The 399-nt window shown below is 68.2% G+C and carries 1 protein-coding gene; it reads right to left on the bottom strand.

Annotated features, from left to right (window positions below):
• Nucleotides 1-399, bottom strand: a 399-nt coding sequence (locus tag AC1DBD_RS17875) for an AAA family ATPase (protein ID WP_476982731.1), incomplete at both ends; no start/stop codon positions are given.

Below are 399 nucleotides of genomic sequence, written 5' to 3' on the forward strand. Positions count from 1 at the left end.
GCACCATGTCGATGGCCGCCGGCTCCTGCGGCTCGTGGACCTGCAGCACCTGGAAACGCCGCGTCAGCGCTGGGTCTTTCTCGATATGGCGCTTGTACTCGGCCCACGTCGTCGCCCCAATCGTCCGGATCGTGCCGCGCGCGAGTGCCGGCTTGAGCAAGTTCGCGGCATCGCCAGTGCCAGCCTGCCCGCCCGCGCCGATCAGCGTGTGGATCTCGTCCACAAACAGGATCACGGTCCCGGCACTCGTCTCCGCCGCGGCCAGTACGCCTTTGAGGCGTGCCTCGAACTCGCCCTTCATGCTCGTGCCAGCCAGCAGTGCGCCCACATCCAGGCTCAGGACCCGCGCGTCGGCCAGCTTCGACGGCACATCAGCCCTAACGATGGCCAGCGCCAGCC

Source organism: Arthrobacter sp. 10T419, from assembly GCF_056394105.1.